The organism is Rugamonas sp. (genome assembly GCF_025354735.1).
Lineage (GTDB): Bacteria > Pseudomonadota > Gammaproteobacteria > Burkholderiales > Burkholderiaceae_D > Rugamonas.
On sequence record NZ_JANXMI010000194.1, the window covers coordinates 1 to 16,385 of the forward strand.

Here is a 16,385-nt window from a genome sequence, read left to right on the forward strand (position 1 = left end):
GCCGCCGCGGCGGCCGGATCGGCCGGCGCCGGCGGCCGGTTGGACAGCGAGCCGGGCACGCCGGCGACGGTGCGGTTGCGCTCGGTCTCGTCGCGCATGGCCTCGCTCGTCACCTTCGGCGTTTCGCCGTATTTTTCCACCGTCTCATCGACCTTGTCGTTGTCGACCACGGCCGTGACGCTGGTGTGGAAATTGTCCTCGCCGATGACGGGGCCGAGCAAGCCGCGGATATTGCCGCGCACTTCGTCCTGATAATGCTTGCCGCCCTCGCCGCCGGCGCCGCCGGCGTCGAAACCCTCGCTCAAGTCGATGTGCGAGGACAGCAGGTTGCCGGCCTGGTCGACCAGGCTGACGCGCTGCGGGCTGAGGCTGGCGACGCTGCCCGACACCATGTTGACGATGGCGGCGATGGCTTCCGGCGCCAGCGTGCGGCCCGGCTTGGTGGCGATGATGACGGCGGCCGAGGACTTGTCGCCGTCGCTGGAGACGAAGGAGGTCGACTTGGCGATCGACAAATGGACGCGCGCGTGGTCGATGGCGTCGAGCGTCATGATGGACTGCGCCAGCTCGCCTTCGAGGCCGCGGCGGAAGCGCACGTCCTGCACGAATTGCGACACGCCCAGCGGATCGTTCTTGTCCATCAATTCCAGGCCGGCCGGCAGCTGCGCCGTCACGCCCTTGGCCGCCAGCACCATGCGCACCTTGCCCAGCATCGATTGCGGCACCAGCACCTGGCCGCTGTCGGGATGGATGCGGTAGGGGATGTGTTCGCCGTCCAGCACCGTCATCATGTCGGCCGCCGCCACTTTTTCGCGGCCGCCGAAGACCGGCTTGTAGCCCGACTGGTCGCTCCACAGATACATCAGGATCATGGCCGTCACGCCGATGGCCAGCAGCAGCATGGGATAGAAATTGCGCACCAGGGCGGGCGACAGCGCGGGGGCGGCGCTGGTGCGCCAGCGCGCGATGAGGGACTTGATGAGGTTGATCACTGGCGTGCTTTCGCAAAAAACTTACAGCGGTAATTTGATGAGTTCGTCGACCGCGCCCATTACTTTGTTGCGAACTTGCATCAGCATCGAAAACGACAGGCTGGCCTGCTGGCTCGACAGCATGGCGCCGACCAGGTCGTCGCTCTTGCCGCTGCTGACGTCGGCGCTCAACTGCCCGGCCGTGGCGTCGTCCTGGTTGACCTTGCCGATCGCGTTCATCATCGACTGGCTGAAGGAGGGCGCCGCGTCGTCGCCGCCGTTGTAACGGTTGGCCGCGGCGACGCCGCTGTCGGCCAGATTGCTGGCCGCGCTGGTCAGCGAGGCCAGGTCGGCCTGGATCAAATTTGTGATTCCACTGCTCATCTTGGACCTCCGCCATGTGCAACGTTGTTGACAGCGATGACTACCCGCCAACTCTTACTGTGCCGTGCGGCAAGGCGCCGGCGCGAGGGCTGTGCCGGACGCGCCGCAGCGCCGCTGATAGTGCTATGCCTCATGGTACCCTGACGCTCAAGTTGTATAGACATCCAGGCTAAAAACCGACATGGCGGGCCTCTCCCAAAAGATGGGGGAGCGCCAAAAAACGGCCGTAAAACGGCCGCAACAGCGCCGCCCGACAGCGAACTCCTTCGCCTTTCCGCACGCCGCCGGCAGCCGTGAAACACGGCGCTTATTGGGCGGCTGAGCGGGGAATACTATTTTTTATTAGCAAATAGACTTATAAATCATACATTGTTCGGCAACTATCAACATTGCATTGGCGAAACTATCCACCATGCCGTGATCTTGCCGCGCCGATTTAGCTTACCCGTTAGCAACTTTCATGTAAAGCCTTATTTGGTATTTCAATATTGTTACATGGCAATAAAATACATTTTCGTGTATCCTTAGCTACCGGCATAGTCCGACTTTAAGTTACGATGTAGTATGCATCCGATTTTTCGCGATGCAACGCTATTTCGGGACGGCGGCAGCGGCTCACCGAGGCTTACCGAGGGTTATATAACCGACATGACAACCACCAAACCTAGCGCCCCCCACCAGATCCTCGACCCCAGTCTGCTGGGTCGTCCGGTGCACCTGCTGCACTTGTTTGCGGCACAGTTGCGCGATGACTTGAGCCAGGCCATGCGGCTGGTCATGAACCGGCGCTACTGGGGCGGCTTCCAGGTCGAGGACGTGGAATGCAGCCGCACCGACAGCGCCGACGAGGCCGGCCGCTGGCTGACCTATGACGCGCCGTCCGGCGTGATCGGCTTTTCGCTGGAGCGCAAGGTGCTGCTCAGCGTGCTCAATTTCCGCTACGGCCGCAATAAAAGCGACGCCACCGGCGCCGTCGACGCGGCGGCCGTGCGCGTGACGGCCACGGAGGAGCGCCTCGCTGTGGTGCTCGGGCAACAACTGGCCGCCACGCTGGCGGCCCGCATCGCGCTCAACCTGCCCGGCGGCGCCGACGCGGTCAAGGCGCCGGGCGCCGCCGCCGACTTCAAGACCGCCATCGGCTCGCCGCCGCTCAAGGGCGGCTGGCTGGTCTGCGTCACGCTGACCGACATCGACAGCGGTTCGCCCGGCAAGTTCTGGTTCGCGCTCGACAAGCAGCTGATGGCCGCCGTGCTCAGCGGCCTGCTGCGCGGCCGCGCGCAGGCCAAGAAGCCGTCGCGCGGCCTCGGTCCGCTGGCGCAGCGGCTGCAGGTGGCGCTCAACGGCCGCCTGATTACCAAGGAAGTACCGCTGGGCAGCCTGTTCGACCTGCAAGTGGGCGACATCATCCCCATCAGCCTGCACAGAGCCGATGTCTTGCTCGAAGAGTCGCGCCTGTTCACGGCGGCGGTCAGCGAGCACAAAGGCAAACTCTGTTTAACCTCTTTTGAAGACGCCGAATAACATGATGAACATGAATGCCAATCCTACCAGCGACGCCTTGTTGGACGACCTGTCGGAGGAAATGATCATCGACCAGGTCGGCACCGAATTGGCGGAGGCGCCGGAACCGCGCGCCCGCCGCGACTTGCCGCAGATGATGCGCAAGATCCCCGTCACGCTGACGCTGGAGGTGGGCTCGGCCCGCATCTCCCTGCAGGATTTGATGGCCATCGGCCCCGACAGCGTCGTCGAGCTCGACGTGCTGGCCGGCGAACCGCTCATCATCAAGGTCAACGGCACCGCCATCGGCCGCGCCGAAGTGGTGGTGGCGGGCGAGAATTACGGTTTGAAGGTGATCGATCTGGAAGGGCTCAACCTGGACATGATGACGCCATGACGGCCGGCGCGCGGCCGCTGGCGCCGCTCGGACGGGAGTTGCTGACGCAACCACTGCCGCAACCGCGGACCGCATCGGCGCGGCCGCGCCGGCTGACGCCGCTGCTGGCCGGCCTGGGCGGCCTGGCGCTGCTGGTGCTGCTGTGCTGGCCGCGCTGGGCGCGGGCCGTCGACCTGCTGGGCGACATCGTGCCCGGCGCCAAGACCGAGCTGACGGTCAAGAGCCAGATCCTGGTCATCATGACCTTGCTGGGCCTGCTGCCCGTGCTGATGATGATGATGACCAGCTTCACCCGCTTCGTCATCGTGCTGTCGCTGCTGCGCCAGGCGCTGGGTTTGCAGCAGGGCCTGCCCAACCGCGTCATCACCGGCGTGGCGCTGATCCTCACCTTGCTGGTGATGCGGCCGGTCGGCGACCAGATCTGGACCAACGCCTTCGTGCCCTACGATAAAGACCAGATCGGCCTGCAGGAAGCCTTGCAGATCGCCGCGCAACCGGTGTCGCGCTTCATGCTGGCCCAGACCAGCAAGGCGGCGCTGGCCCAGATCGTCCACCTGGCCGGCGAAGACAAGATCACGGTGGCGGCCGAGCACAGCTTCACGGTCAAGCTGGCCGCCTTCGTGCTGTCGGAATTGAAGACCGCCTTCCAGATCGGCTGCCTGCTGTTCATCCCCTTCCTCGTGATCGACCTGGTGGTGTCGTCGGTGCTGATGGCGATGGGCATGATGATGCTGTCGCCGCTGGTCATTTCGCTGCCGTTCAAGCTGCTGCTGTTCGTGCTGGTCGACGGCTGGACGCTGACCGTCAACACGCTGGTGACGAGTATCCAGGCTTATTGAATCCCAACCCGGGTGCGGACTGGAGTGCGTGCCGGTCCGCGCCGATGAACAACCGTGCAACCATAATGTCTACCGAAATGTCTACCGAAAGACGCGCGCTATGCTGACACCCGAAGTGGCGGTCGACCTGATCGTGGAAGCGCTGCACATCGTCATGTTGCTGGTGCTGCTGCTGGTCGTGCCGGGCCTGGTCACCGGCCTGGTGGTGGCGCTGGTGCAGGCCGCCACCCAGATCAATGAACAGACGCTGAGCTTCCTGCCGCGCCTGCTCGTGACCCTGCTGGCCATCATCGTCATGGGGCGCTGGATGTCCGGCATGCTGATGGATTTCTGCGTCAGCATCTTCAACCGCGCCGCCACGCTGGTCGGCTAGCCCATTTCCATGGAAGACGTCCTGAGCCAACTATTGCCGCTGCTGACCGCGCTGTGGTGGCCGTTTTGCCGCACCCTGGCGATGCTGTCGTCGGTGCCGGTGATCGGCGAATCGGTGATGCCGGTGACGCTGCGCATCCTGCTGGCGCTGGTGCTGGCGGTGCTGATGCTGCCCATGGTGCAGCGGGCCGCGCCCATCGATCCCTTTTCCATGCACGGCGTGGTGGCGACGGTCGAGCAGGCCATGATAGGTTTCGTGCTGGGCCTGGCCTTCCACTACACGACGGCCGTGATCGGCGTGCTGGGCTTTCTCGTCACCAGCCAGATGGGCTTTTCCATGGCCGTCATGAACGACCCCATGAACGGCACCTCGTCGGACGTCGTCTCCAGCCTGCTCAGCGTGCTGTCCATCATCATCTTCTTCGCCATCGACGGCCACCTGATGGTGGTCGGCGTGATCGGCGCCAGCTACCAGGCCTGGCCGCTGGGCGCCGGCTTCGGCAACCTGCTGCTGCAAACGGTGGCCTACAACATCGCCTGGGTCTTCGCCGCCGCCATGTTGCTGGCGATACCGGTGGTGTTTTCGACGCTGGTGGTGCAGCTCGGCTTCGGCCTGCTGAACCGGGTGGCGCCGACGCTGAACCTGTTTTCGCTGGGCTTTTCCGTCATCACGCTGTTCGGCCTGCTGATGCTGACGCAGATGGTGCGCTTCGTGCCCGAGCATTATGTGGCGATGACGAACCGCATCCTGAACCTGATCCAACAACAAATGGTGGCGGCCCATGGCGGATAGCAGCGGCACCGGCGACAAGACCGAGAAGGCCTCACAGCAAAAGCTGAAGAAGTCGCGCCAGGAAGGGCAGGTGGTGCGCTCGCGCGACCTGGCCAGCGCGATCGGCATCCTGGTCAGCCTGAAGTTGCTGGTCTGGCTGCTGCCGGGCTACTACGCCGACTTCCTGGAAATCTTTCACCAGTCGTTCGCGCCGCTCGGTTCCGAGGGCGCGCTCGACAACACCCTCTCCATCGTCTTCGGCACCGCCATGTGGCTGCTCATCAAGATGGTGCTGCCGCTGTTCATCGTGCCGCTGTTCGTCGTGCTGGGCGCGCTGGTGCCGGGCGGCTGGGTGGTCAGCACCTCGCACTGGGCGCCCAAGATGGAGCGCCTCAGTCCGGCCGCCAACCTGGGCCGCCTGTTCAGCGCGCGCCACGGTTTCGAGTTCCTCATTTCGCTGGGCAAGGCGGGCGTGCTGGGCTGGGTGCTGGTGCACGTGAGCCGCTCGACCATCCGCGACTACACCCAGTTGCAGCACCTGCCGCTGGGCCAGGCCATGATGGCCGGCTCCAATCTGATGCTCGACGGCTTGATGGCGCTGTGTTCCGTGTTCATCCTGTTCGCCCTGATCGACGTGCCGGCCCAGGCTTATTTCTTCGCCAAGAACCAGCGCATGAGCAAGCACGACTTGAAGGAAGAGCACAAGTCCAGCGAAGGCCGGCCCGAGGTCAAGAACCGTATCCGCCAGTTGCAGCGGGCCCTGGCGCGGCGCAGCGCCCGCAAGACCGTGCCGACGGCCGACGTCGTCATCGTCAACCCCGAACATTACGCCGTCGCCCTCAAGTATGACGGCGCGCGCGCCGAAGCACCCTATGTGGTGGCCAAGGGCGTCGACGAGATGGCGCTGTATATCCGCCAGATCGCGCGCGAGCACGGCATCGAGGTGCTGCCGCTGGCGCCGCTGGCGCGCGCCATCTACAACCCCAGCCAGGTCAACCAGCAGATTCCGGTCCAGCTCTACCAGGCCGTGTCGCAGGTGCTGAACTATGTGCTGCAATTGCAGGCATTCCGAAGCGGGCGCCGCAACGCCCAGCCCGCTTTCCCCAACGAGATGGTGATCCCATCCGCCATGAGTGAGGTTGTATCGTGAGTTTCCTGACCCGGCTGGCCGCTGAAATGCGCCGCCACAAATTCGCCACCCCGGCTTTCCTGCTGGTGATCCTGGCGATGATTATCCTGCCGCTGCCGCCGATCCTGCTCGACGTGATGTTCACCTTCAACATCGTGCTGGCGCTGATCGTGATCCTGGTCAGTGTGTCGGCGCGGCGGCCGCTGGACTTCTCGGTGTTCCCGACCGTGATCCTGGCCACCACCATGATGCGGCTGACGCTGAACGTGGCCTCGACCCGGGTGGTGCTGCTGCGCGGCCACGAGGGCCCGACGGCGGCCGGCCAGGTGATCGAAGCGTTCGGCAACGTCGTCATCGGCGGCAATTTCGTGGTCGGCATCGTGGTCTTCGTGATCTTGATGATTATTAACTTCGTCGTCGTCACCAAGGGCGCCGAGCGCATTTCCGAAGTGTCGGCCCGCTTCACGCTGGACGCCTTGCCGGGCAAACAGATGGCGATCGACGCCGACTTGAATGCCGGCCTCATCAACCAGGAAAAAGCCCAGATCCGCCGCGCCGACGTCGCCGCCGAGGCCGATTTCTACGGCGCCATGGACGGCGCCTCCAAGTTCGTGCGCGGCGACGCCGTCGCCAGCATCCTGATCCTGATCATCAATATGGTCGGCGGCGTGGCGATCGGCGCGCTGATGCACGATATGCACCTGGACGCCGCCTTCAAGGAATACGCGCTGCTGACCATCGGCGACGGCCTGGTGGCGCAAATCCCGGCGCTGCTGCTGTCGGCCGCCGCCGCCATCCTGGTGACCCGCATCAGCGATTCGGGCGACTTCGAGCAGCAAGTGGGCGGTCAGCTGCTGGCCTCGCCGCAGGTGATCTTGAGCGCGGCCGGCATGATGCTGGTCCTGGCGCTGGTGCCGGGCATGCCGTGGATGACCTTCATGGCCTTCGCGCTGGTGCTGGCCTTCGTCGGCTGGAAGCTGGCCACGCGCGAGCGCAAGCCCGACCCGGCCAGCATCGCCGCCATCGAAGCGGCGCTGCGCGACGAGCGCGTGCCGGAGCTGGAGTGGCACAGCCTGCCGTCCGTGCAGCAGTTGCAGGTGGCGCTGGGCTACAAGCTGGTCGGCATGATAGACAAGGCCCAGGGCGAGCCGCTGGCCAAGCGCATCAAGGGCGTGCGCCAGAGCCTGTCCGAGGCGATGGGCCTGCTGCTGCCGCCCATCATCGTGCGCGACGACCTGAGCCTGAAGGCTTCGCAGTACGCGGTGGTGCTGTCGGGCAGCGTGGTGGGCCAGGCCGAAGTGTTCGCCGACCGCCTGATGGCGATCCCGTCGCCGACCGTCTACGGCCAGATCGACGGCATCCCCGGCGTCGAGCCGGCCTACGGCATGCCGGTCACGTGGATCGAGGTCGGCGAAAAGGCCAACGCGCTCGGCCTCGGTTATCAGGTGGTCGAGGCGCCCAGCGCCATCGCCACCCACGTTTCCAAGCTGATCCGCGAATATCTGCCGGAGCTGCTGCGCCACGACGACGTGGCGGCGCTGATGGAGCGCCTGGCCGCGCTCTCGCCCAAGCTGGCCGCCTCGCTCGACAAGGCGCTCACCCACACCCAGCTGCTGCGCGTGCTGCGCGTGCTGCTGGCCGAAAACGTGTCGATCAAGGATATCGTGCCGATCGCCACCACCTTGCTCGACAGCTCGGAAACCACCAAGGACCCGATCTTGCTGGCGGCCGAGGTGCGCTGCGCGCTGCGGCGCCAGATCGTTTCCGGCCTGTTCGGCCAGAAGCTGGAAATGAAGGCCTTCAACCTGGGCGGCGACCTGGAAAACATGTTGCTCGGCTCGCTGAACCAGGCGCGCCAGAGCGGCAAGGTGGTGCTCGACAACTATCCCATCGATCCGCATCTGCTGTCCCAGCTGCAAGTGAACATGCCGGTCGCGCGCGAACAGATGAAGCAGCAGAGCACGCCGCCGCTGCTGCTGGTGCTGCCGCAGATCCGTCCTTTGCTGGCCCGCTATGCGCGTTTGTTCGCGCCGGGACTGCACGTGCTGTCGTATAACGAGGTGCCGGAAAACCGCGAAGTGAGCATCATCGGCACGGTCGGCTAGGATAGGCCGGGGTGGACCAGGGTGGTCTCAGGCCGACTGGGAAAACACATCGTCCGGCGGCAGCGGCTGGGCCAGCATCACCGCCACCTCGGCCATCGCCTTGAAGATGGCGTGCGTCAGCGCCGCCGCCTGGGCCCGGGTCGGATAGACCCGCTCCGCGCTCGGCGGCGGCAGCTCGCGCATCAGCCGGCAGCGCAAGATCGTCACCCCGCTGCGGGCCACCAGCGCGGCCAGCCGCGGCAACATTTCGCGCATGTGCTGCATGGCCGCGTTCTGCTGGGCGCCGACGTCGAGCACGACGCCGCCGCCGACCGGCTCCATCTGGATGATAACCCGGCCCACGCCCGGCAGCATCAAGTCCAGCCGCAGCACGGCGCGGCTGCGGCGGCGCTGGCCGTTGGCGCTGGAGCCGCTGTCGGCGTCGCGCGCCAGCACCCGCAGCACCAGTTGCTCGGCGCCCCAGGCGTAGACGGCGAAGCGCCACGGTTCCAGCTCCGTCACCAGCGGCGCCGGCGCGCGGCCCTCGCGCAGATTGTCGCCGCCGCTGTCGGCCATGAAGAGGCTGGCCGGCAGGCGCTGGCCGCTGGCCTGCTGCAACCACGCGGCGCGCTGCTCGCCGTAGGTGCGCACCATGACGTGCCAGGAACCGGCCATCAGCGCCGCGTCGGGCGAGCGCCAGACCAGCTGGCGCGATAAAAACAGTTGATTGGGGCGCATCGCCGCCGGATCGTTGGCCAGCACGGCTTCGGCCGCCATGGCCTGGGCCATCGCGGCGGCGCCCGGTTGCGGCGTGTCGCCGGGCGCGCCGGGACCATCGAGGCCGTCGAGGACGGTGCCGATCTGGTTGGGGTTCAGCGGCGCCAGCGCGAAATCGTCGGCGCCGTCGACGTCGTGGCCGGGCGCGGCGGGGGCCGGCCCCTGCGGCGGGGCGCGACCACGGTCCGGCGGGATCAGCGACGGTCCGGAAGGGGAGATACGGTCTACGGCCATCGATCTTTCTCGCTGAGGGTGCAGCAAAGATACCATGTCCCGGAACAGCGGGCCAAAAAAAAGCCAACCGGCGTGCGGTTGGCCCCTGGTTTCCTGCGCTGTCGCCAGATCAGGAAGGCGCTAGGATTACTGCAGCAAGGAAATAACCAGCGAGGAGATGCTGTTGCTTTGCTTCAGCATCGCCGTGCCCGCTTGCAGCAACATCTGGCTTTGCGTCATGTTCGAGCTTTCGGCCGCGAAGTCGACGTCGACCAGACGGCCGGTGGCGGCCTGGGTGTTGGTGCTGATATTGGACAGGTTGTTGTACACGTGGTCCAGGCTGTTGGACGCGGCGCCCAGCGCCGATTTCACGGTCGAGACGGCGTCGATGGCCGTCGACAGCTTGTCGATCTCGGCGTTGGCGCCGCCGGCGGCCGTCATTTCCGTGCCGGCGGTGGTGCTGACGGTGCCGGAGCCGTTGTAGCGTGCGCTGACCGCGGTCAGGGCGCCGTCGAGGCCGGTTGCCGTGCTCATCTGGGTGCTCAGGTCGACGGTCGTCGTTTCGCTGCTGCTCGAACCGATCTGGAACTTCACGCCGCCGGCGACGGCGAAGGTGCCGCTGGTGTTGTTGAGCAGCTTGGTGCCGCCGAACGTCGTGTTGGAGATGATGTTGCCGAGCTGGTCGGACAGCGTGTCGTATTCCGACTGGATGGCGGTCTGGTCGGTGGCGGTCGACGAACCGTCGGCGGCCTGGGTCGCCAGATCCTTCATGCGGGTCAGGATGTTGGTGGTTTCCTGCAACGCGCCCTCGGCGGTCTGCATCATCGAGATACTGTTCTGGGTGTTGCGCATGGCCACGGCCATGCCGCTCGTTTGCGCTTTCAGGCGGGTCGCGATCTGCAAACCAGCAGCATCATCCATAGACGAGTTGACGCGATAGCCGGTACTCAGGCGGGTCTGCGAAGTCGACAACGACTTCTGTGTCATCGAGATGGCGTTTTGTGCGGCCAATGATGCGCTGTTGGTGTGAAGGCTCAGCATGAAATAACTCCTGTTAGGTGGATACAGTTCGGAGCAACGTACTCTTTGTGCTCTCTCAAGTACAAGACGACCATTTCGAAGTGGACATTAAGTGCTTTATGGAAATTTTTTCATTTTATTTGTATCGAGCCGTCCAGGCCCGGGGAAAGCGGGGCCGCCCGCCGTTTACATATTCGGATAATTCGGTCCGCCGCCGCCTTCCGGCGTGACCCAGACGATGTTCTGGGTCGGGTCCTTGATGTCGCAGGTTTTACAGTGCACGCAATTTTGCGCGTTGATCTGCAAGCGGTCGGCGCCGTCGTCGGTCTTGACGAATTCGTAGACGCCGGCCGGACAGTAGCGCGCCTCCGGCCCCGCGTACTGGGCCAGGTTGACGTCGACCGGCACGCTGGGATTCTTCAGCGTCAAGTGGACGGGCTGGTCTTCCGCGTGGTTGGTGTTGGAAATAAACACCGACGACAAACGGTCGAAGGTCAGCTTGCCGTCCGGCTTGGGATAGGCGATGGGCGTGCACTGCGACGCCGGCTTCAGGCATTCATGGTCGGCATAGTCGTGGTGCAAGGTCCACGGCGCCTTGCCGCGGAACACGAGCTGGTCGATGCCCGTCATCACGCTGCCCAGGTACAAGCCCTTGTTCAGCCACGGCTTGACGTTGCGCGCCACGTGCAACTCCTCATGCAGCCACGATTTCTCGAAGGCGGTCGTGTAGGCGCTCAGCTCGTCGTGCCGGCGGTCGCCGGCCAGCGCCTCGAACGCGGCCTCGGCGGCCAGCATGCCGCTCTTGATGGCGGCGTGGCTGCCCTTGATGCGGCTCATGTTGAGGAAGCCGGCGTCGCAGCCGATCAGCGCGCCGCCCGGGAACACCAGCTTGGGCAGCGCTTGCAGGCCGCCGGCCGTGATCGCGCGGGCGCCGTAGGAAATGCGCTTGCCGCCCTCGAAGTAGCCGCGGATCGCCGGGTGCGTCTTGTAGCGCTGGAATTCCTCGTACGGCGACAGGTAGGGATTGTCGTAATTCAAGCCGACCACGTAGCCGACCATGACCTGGTTGTTTTCCAGGTGGTAAAGGAAGGAGCCGCCATAGGTTTTCGCGTCCAGCGGCCAGCCGGTGGTGTGGATGACCAGGCCGGGCTGATGCCGGGCCGGGTCGATTTCCCACAATTCCTTGATGCCGATGCTGTAGGACTGGGGATCCTTGCCCTTGTTCAAGTCGTACCTGGCCATCAGCTGCTTGCCGAGGTGGCCGCGCGAGCCTTCGGCGAACAAGGTGTACTTGCCGTGCAATTCCATGCCGAGCTGGAAGTCGGAACCGGGCTGGCCGTCGCGCTTGACGCCCATAGTGCCGGTGGCCACGCCTTTGACGGCGCCGTCCTCGCTGTACAGGAGTTCGGCGGCCGGGAAGCCGGGGAAGATTTCGACGCCCAGCGCCTCGGCCTGCTGGCCCAGCCAGCGCACCACATTGCCCAGCGAAATGACGTAGTTGCCGTGGTTTTCAAAGCAGGCCGGCAACATGAAGTTGGGCGTCTTGATGGCCTTGGTTTCGGTCAGGAACAGCACGCGGTCTTCGGTGACGGCCGTGTTGAGCGGCGCGCCCAGTTCCTTCCAGTTCGGGATCAGCTCGGTCAGCGCCTTCGGGTCCATCACGGCGCCCGACAGGATGTGCGCGCCCAGTTCGCCGCCTTTTTCCAGCACCACCACCGACACTTCCTGGCCTTTTTCGGCGGCCAGCTGTTTGATCTTGATGGCCGCCGACAAGCCCGCCGGGCCGCCGCCGACGATGACGACGTCATACTCCATCGCATCGCGCGGGCCGTACTGTTCTACTAAATTATCAGGCTGGGTCATGGTGACTTTTTATAAGAATAAAAAAAATTTAGCACGAGTGTGCTTCTTTTTGGGGCGGATTGCAACTTTGGCGCCATTTTGAGGGACATTATTAGACGCTGCAATCTAATACTGGCAATTTGTGTAATGATTACGTTCAGACAGCGCAAGCGTCGGAAAATTCGTTCGCACCATGTCATCACCAGAAAATAAGGGAGTAGCTCGTGGGCATAGAAGTCAACTTTGAGGGAAAAATTGCGCTCATCACCGGCGCCTCCAGCGGTCTGGGAGCCCGTTTTGCCAAAGTGCTGGCCCAGGCCGGCGCCCAGGTCGTGCTGGCCTCGCGCCGCACCGAGCGCCTGAAGGAATTGCGCGCCGAAATCGAAGCCGACGGCGGCGCCGCGCACGTGGTCAGCCTGGACGTGACCGATTATGCCAGCATCAAGTCGGCCATCGCGCACGCCGAGACGGAAGCGGGGCCGATCGACATCCTCGTCAACAATTCCGGCGTGTCGACCACGCAGCGCCTGGTCGACGTGTCGCCGGACGATTACGCCTTCATCATGGACACCAATCTGCGCGGCGCCTTCTTCGTGGCCCAGCAGACCGCCAAGCGCATGATCGCGCGCGCCAAGGGCGACCCGAAAAAGCAGCACCGCATCATCAACATCGCCTCGGTGGCGGGCTTGCGCGTGCTGCCGCAGATCGGCGTGTATTGCATGAGCAAGGCCGGCGTGGTGCAGATGACCAAGGCCATGGCGGTGGAGTGGGGCAAGTACGGCATCAACACCAACGCCATTTGCCCCGGTTATATCTCGACCGAGATCAACGAGGACTACTTCGCCAGCGAGCAGGGCCAGAAGCTCATCGACATGCTGCCGCGCAAGCGCCCCGGCAAACCGGAAGACCTCGACGGCTTGCTGCTGTTGCTGGCCGGCGAGGATTCCCACTTCATCAACGGCGCCATCATTTCCGCCGACGACGGCATGACGGCGTTGTAAGCGGCCGCGCCGGCGGCCTCACAGATGCAGGCCGACCAGCTTGTGCACCAGTTCCGACGACGTCGCCGCGCCGAACTTGCGCATCAGCTTGGCCCTGTGCATTTCCACTGTGCGCGGGCTGAGCGCGATTTCGCGCGCGATCAGCTTGCTGGTCTTGCCCTCGACCAGCAGCGCGGCGATTTCGCGTTCGCGCGCCGTCAGCTCGGCCGTCACCGGGCGTTTTTCGCTGACATCCTCGAAGGTCCAGATGCCCGGCCCCAGCGGCGCGTTCTGCTGGAGCGCGTGCCCGGTGACGTGGCACCAGAATAATTCCTGATTGGCGCGCCGCATGATGCGCTCGTCCGAATAACGGCCCCTGGCGTTCATGATGGGGATGATGCGGTCGCCCGTGCGCAGGAACTCGTCGCGGGTCGGGTACAGCGTCAGGAAGGAGGCCCCTTGCAGCGCCTCGCGCGTGTAGCCGAAGGTGCTGGCCATGGCGTCGTTGCAGCGCTGGATGACGCGGTTTTCAGAAATGCACATGCCGACCGGCGCCTGCAGGAAGATGGTTTCGTAATCGATGGCTGGCGGTGCGTTCATCGGCGGTGCGGAAACTCTGCTATAAGGGGGGGCGGTGTATGCGCAAGCGCGAACAGTAGTTCTACCGTATTGTACTTTTGATTTTCGTATTCTATGCTGATGCGCTGCTTGGCAAGATCAACATTGTTGTCGAATGTTCTTGCACGAGGCACAGCTTAACAAAAGAAAAGGGACGAGTATGAATAAAGTTTATCCAGATGCCGCTTCCGCCCTGGCCGGCATCGTGCAAAACGGCCAGACCATCGCCGTCGGCGGCTTCGGCCTGTGCGGCATCCCCGAAGCGCTGATCGGCGCGCTGCGCGATTCCGGCGTCACCGGCCTGACCGCGATCTCGAACAACGCCGGCGTCGACGGCTTCGGCCTCGGCCAGCTGCTCGAAACCCGCCAGATCAAGAAAATGATCGCCTCCTATGTGGGCGAGAACAAGGAATTCGCGCGCCAGTACCTGGCCGGCGAACTGGAGCTGGAATTCACGCCGCAAGGCACGCTGGCCGAGAAGTTGCGCGCCGGCGGCGCCGGCATCCCGGCCTTCTTCACCAAGACCGGCGTCGGCACCATCGTCGCCGAGGGCAAGGAAATCCGCGAATTCGACGGCGAGCAATATGTGATGGAGCGCAGCCTGGTGTCGGACGTGTCGCTGGTCAAGGCCTGGAAGGCCGACAAGGCCGGCAATTTGATCTTCCGCAAGACGGCGCGCAATTTCAACCCGAACGCGGCCATGGCCGGCAAGATCACCGTGGCCGAAGTCGAGCTGCTGGTCGAGATCGGCGAGATCGACCCAGACGAGGTCCACCTGCCGAGCATCTTCGTGCACCGCATCGTCGTCAACGCGACGCCGGAAAAACGCATCGAGCAGCGCACTGTGCGCGCCAACTGAGACGGAGAATAACATGGCATGGACTCGTGACGAAATGGCCGCGCGCGCGGCGAAGGAATTGCAGGACGGTTATTACGTGAACCTGGGCATAGGCTTGCCCACGCTGGTGGCCAATTATGTGCCGGATGATATCGAAGTCTATTTGCAGTCGGAAAACGGCTTGCTCGGCATCGGCCCCTTCCCGACCGACGATGAAGTGGACGCCGACCTCATCAACGCGGGCAAGCAAACCGTGACGGCGCTGCCCGGCTCGGCCTACTTCAGCTCGGCCGATTCCTTCGGCATGATACGGGGCGGCAAGATCAACCTGGCCATCCTGGGCGCGATGCAGGTGTCGGAGCAGGGCGACCTGGCCAACTGGATGATACCGGGCAAGATGGTCAAGGGCATGGGCGGCGCGATGGACCTGGTGGCCGGCGTCAAGCGCGTGGTGGTGCTGATGGAACACGTGGCCACCGCCAAGGATGGTTCGACGTCGCACAAGCTGCTCAAGAAGTGCGACTTGCCGCTGACCGGCGTCGGCGTGGTCGACCTGATTATCACCGACCTCGGCGTGATTGAAGTGGGCGACCAGGGCTTGAAACTGATCGAGCTGGCACCCGGCGTGAGCAAGGAGCAAATCCGCGCCGCGACCGGCGCCGAACTGGACGTATCGGCCATCTAGCCGCCCGCTACATACCCCGCAGCAAACGCTTTTTCCCTATGGCACGCTTCCCAGCGTGCCTTTTTTTTGCGCCTGGTGACTATCAATTGAATAGTTGTAGGGTTCTCGCACACCCGCCCCTAATTCGCGTCCAAATAATATGCGATTGCCATTTTTTGTGGCAAAAGTATTGTAATATTTATATGCAATTATGACCTTTAATTGCATTCCCCCACACACTAGGAGTCATGATGAAAAAAGTATGCATCGCGGTATTGGCGGCCTCCGCCATGGTCTCGGCCTTCGCCTCGGCGGCCGATTTGTACACGGAAGATGAAGCGTATTTCGACAAGTTGTCGGCCGGCAAGGCGATCACCCAGGACTTGTCGGGCGCGTTTGTCCAGACCGGCACCAAGTGGGACTGGGGCGACCTGGCCTTCAGCTGCAACGGCGGCTATTGCGACGGCGGCTTCGGTGGTTACACCACCCGCTACAATTATCTGGTCAGCAACTATGTTTATTTCGCCGGCCCGGATAGCGCTACCATAACCTTCGCAAAACCCATCTATTCCGTCGGCATGGACGTGTGGGGTCTGGGCCATATTCAAGGACCTGGCGGCAATATTCCATCTACCCTGTTCGTGAATTACGCGGACGGCGGCCATGGTTTCTTCAGCGATTATCAATTCAATAATGATGTGACGGCCCATGAGTTTTTCGGCATGGTGTTCAGCAAAGCTGTGACATCTATCGCTTTTACCACCGATATTCCCGGCAACGGCATCTTCTTTAACGACATCCGCTACACCACCGTGCCGCTGCCCGTGCCGGAACCGACCACCTGGACCATGTTCGCGGCCGGCCTGGGCCTGACTGCCTTGTTGGCCCGCCGTCGCCGCAAACAATAAGGTTAGCGCTACCACATTATTAATAACCAATGCAGCAATAAATTAACACTCCAATAACAATCCAATAAAAATATAAT

Annotated in this window: 17 protein-coding genes; 11 read left to right on the forward strand and 6 right to left on the reverse strand. The window is 63.5% G+C overall.

The window, feature by feature from the left end; translation table 11 throughout:
- Positions 1–992, reverse strand: a 992-nt coding sequence (fliF, locus tag Q0S71_RS15425) for a flagellar basal-body MS-ring/collar protein FliF (RefSeq protein ID WP_295997413.1), incomplete at its 3' end; no start/stop codon positions are given.
- Positions 993–1,013: 21 nt separating this feature from the next.
- A complete protein-coding gene (locus tag Q0S71_RS15430) occupies positions 1,014–1,355 on the reverse strand; it encodes a flagellar hook-basal body complex protein FliE (RefSeq protein WP_295997415.1) in 342 nt (113 codons plus the stop codon).
- A gap of 648 nt (positions 1,356–2,003) precedes the next feature.
- Between Q0S71_RS15430 and Q0S71_RS15435 the strand changes: the two genes are divergently transcribed.
- The 7 genes from Q0S71_RS15435 to Q0S71_RS15465 all read left to right on the forward strand — a co-directional run bounded on the left by Q0S71_RS15435 (position 2,004) and on the right by Q0S71_RS15465 (position 8,469).
- Positions 2,004–2,876 (forward strand): FliM/FliN family flagellar motor switch protein, encoded by an 873-nt coding sequence (locus Q0S71_RS15435; protein WP_295997418.1) that lies wholly within the window; start codon positions 2,004–2,006, stop codon positions 2,874–2,876.
- A gap of 1 nt (position 2,877) precedes the next feature.
- Positions 2,878–3,252: a FliM/FliN family flagellar motor switch protein gene (locus tag Q0S71_RS15440; protein WP_295997421.1), complete on the forward strand. Its 375-nt coding sequence runs from the start codon at positions 2,878–2,880 to the stop codon at positions 3,250–3,252.
- Entirely contained in the window at positions 3,249–4,091 is an 843-nt protein-coding gene (fliP, locus tag Q0S71_RS15445; RefSeq protein WP_295997423.1) for a flagellar type III secretion system pore protein FliP, read from the forward strand. The genes Q0S71_RS15440 and fliP overlap by 4 nt, the downstream gene beginning before the upstream one ends.
- Before the next feature lie 100 nt (positions 4,092–4,191).
- Positions 4,192–4,464, forward strand: coding sequence for a flagellar biosynthesis protein FliQ (gene fliQ, locus Q0S71_RS15450; protein ID WP_295997425.1), 273 nt, complete (start codon positions 4,192–4,194; stop codon positions 4,462–4,464).
- A gap of 9 nt (positions 4,465–4,473) precedes the next feature.
- On the forward strand, positions 4,474–5,256 hold the full coding sequence (locus Q0S71_RS15455) for a flagellar biosynthetic protein FliR (RefSeq protein WP_295997427.1): 783 nt from the start codon (positions 4,474–4,476) through the stop codon (positions 5,254–5,256).
- Positions 5,246–6,385: a flagellar biosynthesis protein FlhB gene (locus tag Q0S71_RS15460; protein ID WP_295997430.1), complete on the forward strand. Its 1,140-nt coding sequence runs from the start codon at positions 5,246–5,248 to the stop codon at positions 6,383–6,385. The genes Q0S71_RS15455 and Q0S71_RS15460 overlap by 11 nt, the downstream gene beginning before the upstream one ends.
- On the forward strand, positions 6,382–8,469 hold the full coding sequence (locus tag Q0S71_RS15465) for a flagellar biosynthesis protein FlhA (RefSeq protein ID WP_295997433.1): 2,088 nt from the start codon (positions 6,382–6,384) through the stop codon (positions 8,467–8,469). Before Q0S71_RS15460 ends, Q0S71_RS15465 begins: the two co-directional genes overlap by 4 nt.
- Before the next feature lie 27 nt (positions 8,470–8,496).
- Here the strand turns inward: Q0S71_RS15465 and Q0S71_RS15470 are convergent, their stop codons facing one another.
- The 3 genes from Q0S71_RS15470 to Q0S71_RS15480 form a co-directional block, all read right to left on the reverse strand.
- Entirely contained in the window at positions 8,497–9,459 is a 963-nt protein-coding gene (locus Q0S71_RS15470; protein ID WP_295997436.1) for a hypothetical protein, read from the reverse strand.
- A gap of 126 nt (positions 9,460–9,585) precedes the next feature.
- Positions 9,586–10,479 (reverse strand): flagellin, encoded by an 894-nt coding sequence (locus Q0S71_RS15475; protein ID WP_295997439.1) that lies wholly within the window; start codon positions 10,477–10,479, stop codon positions 9,586–9,588.
- A 165-nt stretch (positions 10,480–10,644) separates the two neighbouring features.
- Positions 10,645–12,321: an electron transfer flavoprotein-ubiquinone oxidoreductase gene (locus tag Q0S71_RS15480; protein ID WP_295997442.1), complete on the reverse strand. Its 1,677-nt coding sequence runs from the start codon at positions 12,319–12,321 to the stop codon at positions 10,645–10,647.
- Between the two features lie 203 nt (positions 12,322–12,524).
- On the opposite strand from Q0S71_RS15480, the gene Q0S71_RS15485 reads away from it, so the two are divergent.
- Positions 12,525–13,301 carry an SDR family oxidoreductase gene (locus tag Q0S71_RS15485; protein WP_295997445.1) on the forward strand — a complete coding sequence of 259 codons (777 nt, stop codon included), beginning with the start codon at positions 12,525–12,527 and terminating at the stop codon, positions 13,299–13,301.
- A gap of 18 nt (positions 13,302–13,319) precedes the next feature.
- On the opposite strand, the gene Q0S71_RS15490 is transcribed toward Q0S71_RS15485, so the two are convergent.
- Entirely contained in the window at positions 13,320–13,880 is a 561-nt protein-coding gene (locus tag Q0S71_RS15490) for a PAS and helix-turn-helix domain-containing protein (RefSeq protein ID WP_295997448.1), read from the reverse strand.
- Between the two features lie 178 nt (positions 13,881–14,058).
- Here Q0S71_RS15490 and Q0S71_RS15495 point away from each other — a divergent pair, with 178 nt between their 5' ends.
- From Q0S71_RS15495 to Q0S71_RS15505, 3 genes are all read left to right on the forward strand, one after another.
- Positions 14,059–14,757 (forward strand): CoA transferase subunit A, encoded by a 699-nt coding sequence (locus Q0S71_RS15495; RefSeq protein WP_295997451.1) that lies wholly within the window; start codon positions 14,059–14,061, stop codon positions 14,755–14,757.
- 13 nt (positions 14,758–14,770) lie between these two features.
- A complete protein-coding gene (locus Q0S71_RS15500; protein WP_295997452.1) occupies positions 14,771–15,421 on the forward strand; it encodes a CoA transferase subunit B in 651 nt (216 codons plus the stop codon).
- A gap of 269 nt (positions 15,422–15,690) precedes the next feature.
- The gene (locus Q0S71_RS15505) at positions 15,691–16,308 is read left to right on the forward strand and encodes a PEP-CTERM sorting domain-containing protein (RefSeq protein WP_295997455.1); all 618 of its coding nucleotides are present in this window, start codon (positions 15,691–15,693) and stop codon (positions 16,306–16,308) included.
- The last annotated feature ends 77 nt before the right edge of the window (positions 16,309–16,385 follow it).